This is a genomic window from Amnibacterium endophyticum (genome assembly GCF_042680685.1).
In the GTDB taxonomy this organism is placed as follows: Bacteria; Actinomycetota; Actinomycetes; order Actinomycetales; family Microbacteriaceae; genus Amnibacterium; species Amnibacterium endophyticum.
Map to the genome: position 1 here is coordinate 1 of NZ_JBHUEA010000022.1, position 8,343 is coordinate 8,343.

General features: G+C 68.5%; 4 protein-coding genes, 1 tRNA gene and 3 pseudogenes. 3 read left to right on the plus strand and 5 right to left on the minus strand.

All coding sequences use genetic code 11. The features are described 5' to 3' along the window. Window positions 1-532 (minus strand): annotated as a pseudogene (locus ACFSBI_RS13210) (hypothetical protein); the annotation flags it as partial. Beyond that, a complete protein-coding gene (locus ACFSBI_RS13215; RefSeq protein ID WP_377935682.1) occupies window positions 529-822 on the minus strand; it encodes a DUF2277 domain-containing protein in 294 nt (97 codons plus the stop codon). The gene ACFSBI_RS13215 and the pseudogene ACFSBI_RS13210, both read right to left, overlap by 4 nt. An 81-nt stretch (window positions 823-903) precedes the next feature. Here ACFSBI_RS13215 and ACFSBI_RS13220 point away from each other — a divergent pair, with 81 nt between their 5' ends. Further along, window positions 904-1,245, plus strand: coding sequence for a YciI family protein (locus ACFSBI_RS13220; RefSeq protein ID WP_377935684.1), 342 nt, complete (start codon window positions 904-906; stop codon window positions 1,243-1,245). A 1,394-nt stretch (window positions 1,246-2,639) separates the two neighbouring features. Then, entirely contained in the window at window positions 2,640-4,418 is a 1,779-nt protein-coding gene (locus ACFSBI_RS13225) for an SIR2 family protein (RefSeq protein WP_377935686.1), read from the plus strand. Window positions 4,419-4,626: 208 nt separating this feature from the next. Here ACFSBI_RS13225 and ACFSBI_RS13230 read toward each other — a convergent pair whose 3' ends face one another. After that, window positions 4,627-5,793, minus strand: a complete 1,167-nt coding sequence (locus ACFSBI_RS13230) for a hypothetical protein (protein WP_377935688.1) — start codon at window positions 5,791-5,793, stop codon at window positions 4,627-4,629. 599 nt (window positions 5,794-6,392) lie between these two features. Here ACFSBI_RS13230 and ACFSBI_RS13235 point away from each other — a divergent pair. Next, a pseudogene (locus ACFSBI_RS13235) lies at window positions 6,393-7,358 on the plus strand (tyrosine-type recombinase/integrase); the annotation flags it as partial. A 170-nt stretch (window positions 7,359-7,528) separates the two neighbouring features. Here ACFSBI_RS13235 and ACFSBI_RS13240 read toward each other — a convergent pair. After that, a tRNA-Arg gene (locus tag ACFSBI_RS13240) sits at window positions 7,529-7,601 on the minus strand. 27 nt (window positions 7,602-7,628) lie between these two features. Next, window positions 7,629-8,343 (minus strand): annotated as a pseudogene (locus ACFSBI_RS13245) (hypothetical protein); the annotation flags it as partial.

Consider the following 8,343-nt stretch of genomic DNA (forward strand, 5'->3'; position numbering starts at 1 on the left):
GTTCCGCCTCGCGGTCCGGTGCTGGCGCGGCGGTCGCCGACTCCGGGGCCGCGCCGTCGCCGAAGCCATCGGGGTCGAGCGCGCGGACGAGGCGACCCGATCGCGCCGCTGCCTCGGCCTCGTCGCTGCCGAGCGCGGCCACCAGCGTCTGCCGCACCTCCTCCAGCACTCCGGGACCCGGGCGACGCCCGCTCTCGGCCGCGCGGTCCGCGAGCCCGTCCACGATCTCGCTCAGCACGCGGCGGCGCTGCGCCGTCAGCCGCGACAGCGCGGCGCGGTCGCCGCCGGCCTGCGCCTCGCGCAGGGCCGCACCGAGCTCGATGAGGCGGCCGAGGTCGTCGGCGTGATGCCGTGCGAGGTCGTTCACCAGCGCTGCGGCCGCCGAGGGCTTCTCGAGGGCGCCGATCCGGGCCGCGAGGTCGCGGTCGCCGGCTGCCCTGGCGGCGCGGGTCAGCCGCGCGCGCTCGGCGACGAAGTCGGCGGGCTCCCCGCCGTACAGCCGGTCCGCCGCGCCCTCGAGGTCCTCGCTCATCCCGCGGTGCGGATCCGGACCTCGCGCTCCATCCGCCGCTCGTGCCGCTGCCGGCCCTTGACGGATTCCGCCTCGCGATCCTTCGGCGGTGCGCTGGTGACGAGGGCGTCGAGCATCCGTCGCGTCGCCGCGGCGATCTCGTCGATCGCCGCTTCGAAGGCGGGCGAGTTGGCCCGTGACGGGCGCGTCGATCCGCTGACCTTGCGGACGAACTGCAGCGCCGCCTCCCGCACCTCGGCGTCGGTGGTCGCGGGCTCGAAGTTGTGGAGGCACCGGATGTTCCTGCACATGGCGGCGACCCTAGACCCGGGGTCGCTCGGGGCGGCGAATCGGCCCTTCTGAAGCGCACGGCGGAGGAGGAGAGTGCTCGTGTGTCCAAGTACCTGATCTCCTTCCCGAGCGCGGCGATGCGGGTCGGCGAGGACGAGCTGGCGGCGGTCGGCGACGCGGCCCGCGCCGTCGTGCGGGAGGCGAAGGACGCCGGCGTCTGGGTCTTCGGCGGCGGTATCGACGAGTCCGTGCCTCCCGTCCTCGTCGATCGGGAGGGCCGGGTCACCGACGGCACCTACCCGCAGACGACGCGGATCGAGGGCGGCTACGCGGTCATCGAGGTGCCGACCCGCGAGGCGGCGGTCTGCTGGGCGGCGAGGCTCGCCGACGCGTGCCGCTGCGCGCAGGAGCTGCGGGTCTTCGGCGACGATCCCGACAGCTGACGACCTCGCCGAGGTCGCCCGCTCAGCGCGGCGTGCCCCGGAAGGCGTAGCCGAGCATCAGCACGCCGGTCGTGAGCAGCACGGCCGTCGTGCCGAGCAGGCCGAGGTTCGATGCGATCACCTCGCCGATCCTGCTCGGCGGCCGGATCGGCGGCGAGCCCCAGAACGCGTGGAGCCGCGGTGCACGGCGGCGCCGCGGGGCTCGGGAGCGCCCCGAGCAGGACTCGAACCTGCAACCTACGGAGTGCAAACGAGGGGGACCCACTGACGCTCTTTTGATCGCAGATCCGCTCAACGGCCGGCGTCGGCCTTCGCGAGCGATAGTACGAAATCGCGGGGAATCGTGTGCAATTACGGGATATATCCGGGGTCGGGAGGGCGGTTCTTGGGTGGTGCGCCTTCCAAACAGGAGTTCGAGACGATGCTTGATGGGACAGATCCTGCGCTCGCAGGCCGCGATGAACCGGTCGTACAGGTCATCTGGGCCCGCGCATGCGTTCGACGTCTTCATCGTGCTTTGCGAGACAGTGAGTCGATTCCATGACCATGACCATGACCACGACCTCGACCAAGCTGGTTGGCTACGTCCGAGTCTTCACACCTGCGACGCCTGACAAAGCCGGTCAGTCGACAGAACGCTGTCGCCGCTCCGCTCTCAGTTGGACGCGGTGGCGTACTCGCCGTACGGCAACGCGCGTTCTGCTTCGCCACCGCGACGCGGCCCGACGGGCATCTCGGACGGTCTCGCCATATCCGAGGAAGTAGGCCGGACCGAAGGCGCTGATCACCATGAGCAGAACCATCCAGAGGACGGCGTTCGAGCGTCGACTGTCCGAGTCTTTCACTATGCCCGCCAGCACGCCGAGTGAGACGTACTCGAGCCATAGGTAGTTGCCGATTACCAGCAGCCCGATCGATACGACGCTGAGACGTTCGGCACGCGGGACTTTGTCCTTGGCTGTCTGTCGCGTGGCTCTGCTGAACCCGACCACGCTTGCGCCGCCAACGACGAGGAGCAACTGGGCCGCCGTCGACCAAAACGCTTCGTGACCTACTTGCACGGCGCTGACCCTAGATGCGCCTCCGGACGTCGGCCCCTGCTCGTACGGTCCAGGGTCTGATGACTTAGCGGGTCGAGCTAATCAGGTAGGAAGTTCGCTCCCCGGTCAACGTCGACCTGACCGGCCGCAACCGGCGTCGCACGGGCCGCTTCGAGGCGAAGTTCGACCAGGAGCACCCCGGAGTGTTCTGGGATAGCGACAAAGCTACTGAAGCGGTGTGGCAGATATGCCTCAAGCGCTTGCCGGCCCGACACGAGCAGGCGTCGCACGCGCACGGCGCGTACGAGCGGCACGTCCGCTGGGGCTGTCTGCACCTGTGCATAGCGTTACGGAGTGCTGTCGCCCAGTTCAAGTTTCGACCCTCAGATCTCGCTCGCAACGTCGACGCACGCGCAGCCCGGCGTTTTCGCGCTGCTGCTCGGCTCGGGCGTTTCGACAGGCTCCGGGGTACCGACCGGGTGGGGCGTGATCCGCACGCTCGTGATCCGCGCCTCGGCGGCAAACGGGAACCCGCTGGCGGTGGACGCGAGCGACGACGAGATCGAGCAGTGGTGGACGGACCACGGAGACGGGCAGCCGCTCGGCTACTCCGGTCTGCTTGAGGCACTCGCGCCGACCTCGGCGGCGCGCCGTGCGCTCCTCGCCGGATTCTTCGAGGCGTCGGACGAGGAGCGCGAGGAGAACATCAAGGTCCCCAGCCGTGCCCACGAGGCGATCGCCGACCTCGTCGCCCGCGGATACGTTCGGGTGATCCTGACGACGAATTTCGACCGTCTCACTGAACGGGCACTCGAGTCACGTGGCGTCTCGCCGCAGGTCATCTCCGACCCAGCGCAAATCGCGGGCATGGAACCGCTTGTGCACTCCCGCTGCACCGTGATCAAGTTGCACGGCGACTACGCGAGCCTCGAGCAGCGGAACACCGTCGACGAACTCAGCACGTATCCCACCGCACAGAACGATTTGCTCGCCCGAATCCTCGACGAGTACGGACTGATTGTCAGCGGCTGGTCGGCCGATTGGGATCGTGCGCTTGTGGCCGCGATCGAGGGAGTCCCCTCCCGCCGGTACCCGTGGTACTGGGGCCAAATGGGGCCGCTCGGCCACGCCGCTGAAACGCTGACGGCGCGGAGGGGCGCTGACGTCATCAGCGGGGTGACCGCGGAGGACCTGTTCGGCGGGCTCGTCAGCCGCCTCGACGCGATTGAGTCGCTTTCGCTGGCGCCCACATCTACGAACATTGCTGTCGCACAGGTCAAGCGAATGCTGCCCAACCCGGTCCGACGTCTTGAACTACGCGATCTATTCGACCGCGAGCTGAAGCGGCTGGGTGCTGTGATGCGGGAGCGACCGAGCCTCGCCCCAAGCCACGAGCCGGCTGGTCTGCAAGCGGCGCACGACGACTTGCGGGCAGCAGTCGACACCTTGCTGCACATGTACTTCACTGGCGTTCTGCTCGACCGCGATCGGGACCACACGGACCTCTGGGTGTGGGTGCTGCAGCGCGTGCTCCGCATGCGCCGGCAGGAGCACGGTTCGTACCACGAGTGGTTCTCGAACCTGCAACACTATCCGGCTCTCCTGCTGTTCTGGGCAGGCTCATTTGGGGCGGTGCTGGCCGGGCACGAAGACGTGTTCCTTGCGCTCGCGAAGGAGCCACGTTGGAAGAACCCGTACCGAGTGCGAGGGGACGGCTTGGTTCCGGCGTTCGCGGCGCTTGAGCCGTTCGCAGTGCTGGATGAGGAAGTCGTCAAGGCATTTCAGAAGGCCAACCGTGAGCGGTGGACTTGGCCGATCAGTCACATGTTGATCGAAGAATTGAGGCCCGTCGTCGCCGACGAGGTGGGCGACGGCTCCGCCTATGTGGCCCTCGCCCACGAGATCGAATACCGGCTCGCTCTGGCCGACCTGTACCTCGAGGGCGGCTATGGGTATACGTACATCGGCAACTATGCCGGAGAGACCGAGTTGGGATTCCAGGGCGAACTACAGACAGAACAACGCTTCCGGCAGAACGCCGATGTCTCCGCGTGGGGTTGGGCGAGCGAGGACGCGCTCAACCTGGCATTGGGAGGACTCCTCGACCACGTGCGCAGGAACCGCCGCTGGTGAGGTTTCGAGCCCGTCAGACAGCGGGCTGTCTCGCCCGGAAGTTGACGCGGTCGCCGACCGGCCCCACCTCGGTTTCGCGCGGACAGCGTTAGCCCGGTGTATGGCGGTCGGGTCTCGCGAGCAGGTAGCTGGGACGCCCAATCTGCGCTCACCACGGCGAGCGGAGCGGATTGATCGTCGTGGGTGGCAGGCCGCCGTTCTCGTTGGCCTATCCAGCGGAGGGTGGGGGTGCCCATCCTCGATTGATCAGCAGACCGTCGACCAGCACGTTCCGCTCGATGTCTCCCACCGCGAACAGTGTCGTCACGGCTGCATCCAGCTCTGCGGCGTCGCGCACGGATGGGAGCTGTGCTGATTCGTCCACGCCGTTGACTTCAAGCCGCGGAACCACCAAGTCCGCTCGCTGTTCAGTCACCCACCACTCGACCTTCGCCGGGACGTCCGAGCTGAGCCAGCTGTTGATCTCAGGGTGCCAGCATGCGGGGCGTTGGAGCAGGGCCCCAAATCGCTCGGCCGCAGCGGCGTTGAAGTCGACGACGCTGATGGTTGCGCTTGGACTCAAGTTGGTGCGGATGAAACTACTGCTTCCGACGTCACTCAGCGGGAGCGAGTACCCAATCACGGTGAGGCGGGTCGCGTTTCTTAGCCGCTGGGCGGCAGAAATCCACTGCGCGCGCACGCCAACCCGGTCGTAGTAGCGGTTCTTGACGCTCGTAGGGGGAACGATGAAGGTGCGTAGGCCGCCGTAAACGCGCTCGTGTCGGGGTGATTCGTCAGGCACGTTCGCGCGCCCGTCGAGAACGAGTGGCTCGGTGATAGGAGCCGCGTCGCCACCGTGGAGCCAGTTCACCGACCCGTGCAACTTGTAAAGCTCGGCGCTCGTGTCGCGTGGCGGCCCCGCACTCAGAAAGTGACCGGAGCCCGCGGGTAAGCGCTCAACGAGCGGAACCATGTACAGGTCAGCGAGGGCACCCACTCCACCGGCTGTGCGCAGCGCCCAGTCGAGTAGGAGGTCGTAGTTGAAGGTGAGTACTGCAGCCTGCTCACGGCTCCACTGCCATGCGACTCGGTCAAGCCAGTCCGGCAGGCCCGCCGCGCGGGCATGTGCCTCGGCGTCGACGATCACCTGACGGAGTGCCGTCACGGTCTCGCTAAATCGAGCGCGGTGACGCAGGTTCTCCTCATCCGAGAGCCAGGGCTGGTCGGTACCGATGTAGGTCAGGTACTCCTCGACGTTGCCGGCGAACTGGGCCAGCTCATCGCGCCCCTGGCCATCGAGCTCGTCCATCACGCGCTCGCCCAGGTCCGGAAGAAGCGGCATGTGTGGGCTGAGGGCCTTCGAAAAGCCTGCTCCGAGCAGCACCACGTGTCCCATGCGCTCACTCTGCATCGCGGGTTACGAAGCTGGGTGTGAGGCGCGCGACTCGCCAGCGCGGGCTCCCCAGTTGGAGATTCGTGCTCGTCGCCGCAGGAAGCTGCTCGTGGTCGTCGCCGGACCCCTCGCTTCGTACCTCGTCGACCGCGAGGGGTCTTGCGAGGGGTTTCGGGCGTCTTGCCCTGTCCTGGCCTGCCACCTCGGCTGGCGCCGCTTCCGAACCACCCACACACAGCTTGAAGAGCGTTGCTCTGCATGGGTGGTTCGGAAGTGCAGGTGGCAGGCCAGGACAGGGCAAGAGAAGAAGCAGGAAGAGGTTGGCGAAGGGTGCGGAGCGGAGAGCGGGAGGGAGGGGGACGAGGAGCGGGGAGCGGACGGGAATGACGGGGAGGGGAGACGAGCGTCAGTTTGTGTGACGCGTGGTGGCGATTTCGAGGTGAAGGAGCGAGTGTCGGTCCCGGATGTTCTCGTTCGGTCTTGAGAGCGGAGGTTGACGGGATGGACTTGAAGCGCGGTTTAATTCGGCGGCGGTGGCACGAGGACGCGGGGCGGCAGTGACTCGGCCGAGAACGCCGATCGGTGCGCATGGGGTCATCGCCGTGTCCCGCGTCGCAGGCGGGGCCTGGCGGGCGCGGACCTACTACCGCTTCCCCGACGGGCGAAGCCGGCAGGTCGAGCGGTTCCGTCCGACTCGTGCAGGCGCGGTAGCCGCGCTGAAGGAGGCTCTCGCGGCTGCGGTCACGCCGAGCACCGGCGAACTCCGACCCAGCTCTCGGCTCAGCGTCCTTGCCGAGCAGTTTCTCGCTCGCAAGACTCACGCGCGCCTCGCGCCGAGGTCGCTCGAGCTCTACCGGTCGACGATCGAGGGCATCATTACGCCGCGGCTCGGTGACCTGCGGATCGATGAGGCGACGACCGGTCGGCTGCAGGCGTTCTTCACCACGGTCGCGAGCGAGCACGGCCCGGGCGCGGCCAAGTCGTGCCGCACGGTGATGTCCGGGATGTTCGGACTCGCGATGCGCTCCGACGCTTGCCGGACGAATCCCGTCGCCGGAATCGAGCGCATCAGGAAAGGGCCATCACAAGCCTCGACAGCACTGTCGCCGTCGGTCGTCGGCGACTTCATCGCGACCGTGCGGAGCGACCCTGAACTTATGCGCCTCGACGTCGGCGACGTTCTCGCCTTCATGGTGCTCACCGGCTGTCGGATGGGCGAGGCAGTCGGGCTGCGGTGGAGCCGGGTCGACCTCACGGCGGCGAAGGTGACGTTTGACAGCACCGTCGTGCGGCTCCCGGGGCAGGGGCTGCTGCTGCAGGATCACGGCAAGACCGTCGCCTCGACGCGGACCATCACCGTCGCTGACCAGGTCGTCCAGATCCTGGTCGACCGGCCGCATTCGGCTGAAGTGGTGTTCCCGACCCTACTCGGCGGCCTGCGCGACCCGTCGGATACGGAGGGGGCTTGGCGGAGGGAGCGGGACCGTCTCGGCTACCCGGACCTGAAGAGCCACGGACTTCGCAAGACGTGCGCGACGCTGCTCGACACCGCGGGCCTCAGCGCCCGCGCGATCGCCGAGTACCTCGGGCATGCGAAGCCGTCGATGACCCAGGACGTCTACATGAGCCGCAACGTCGGCAGCGCCGACGCCGCCGCGCGGATCAGCGCAATTTCCGGGGTTCTTACGGGGTCGCCCCCGAGTGAGAACCGCCACATCGCCTCTGATCAGGTGATTCGCGCCCCGAGCAGGACTCGAACCTGCAACCTACGGATTAGAAGGCCGTTGCTCTATCCATTGAGCTATCGGGGCTGGGCCGCAGGCGAGTGTAGGCGCTGATCAGGGGCGCGGCACGATGTCGCCGGTCGAGGACCGGTCGCGGAGCGCCGACGCGGAGACCGGGGGCGGCGTCTTCAGGTTCATGGTCTGCGTGACGTGCGCCTCGTCGTCGTAGTCGTCCAGCCACTCCGGCTTCTCGGGGCGCTCCGGCTCCTGCTCCGACCCCTGCTCCTGCCCTGCCACCGGGGCCTCGTCGGCGACCGGCCGGGGCCGGTCGGACGACGGCCGCGAGAACGGGGAGGCCTGGTGCGCGTGGACGCGCTCCAGCTGCTCCGCCTCCTCGATGGGCGCCGGATCGGCGCGGTGCGCCCGCTGCAGCCGGACGGGCGCCGTGTCCTCGCGGGGTGGCTCGTCCCGCGCGTCGCGCTGCTGCTGCAGCCGCTCGGCCGACCGGGTCCGGCGCCAGGCGGGCACCTCGTCGTACTCGGCGTCGTCCCGCGCCTCCGAAGCCGAGGGGGCGGGCCGCGCCGCGGCACCGGTCGCCGCGACGGCGGCGGGTGCCGCGGCCGCGTCGTCCGGCTTCTGGTTCGGCGTCTGCGTCGGCGCAGGCGCCGGGGTCGGTGCGGGCTGCCTGCGCGCGGCCGGGGCGGGCGCGGCCGCCTTCTCGGAGAACAGGCGCTTCGCCCGCTTGGGGGAGTCGACCCAGGCGATCAGCGCGTCGCGCAGCTCGGCGAACCGCGTCTGCGGGTCGTCCTCGTGCCGGAGCGCCGCCCTG

Bases quoted from the DNA above. Each gene is read 5' to 3' on its own strand.
- ACFSBI_RS13230 (WP_377935688.1), bottom strand. From the start codon at position 5,793: ATGGGACACGTGGTGCTGCTCGGAGCAGGCTTTTCGAAGGCCCTCAGC.
- ACFSBI_RS13215 (WP_377935682.1), bottom strand. From the start codon at position 822: ATGTGCAGGAACATCCGGTGCCTCCACAACTTCGAGCCCGCGACCACC.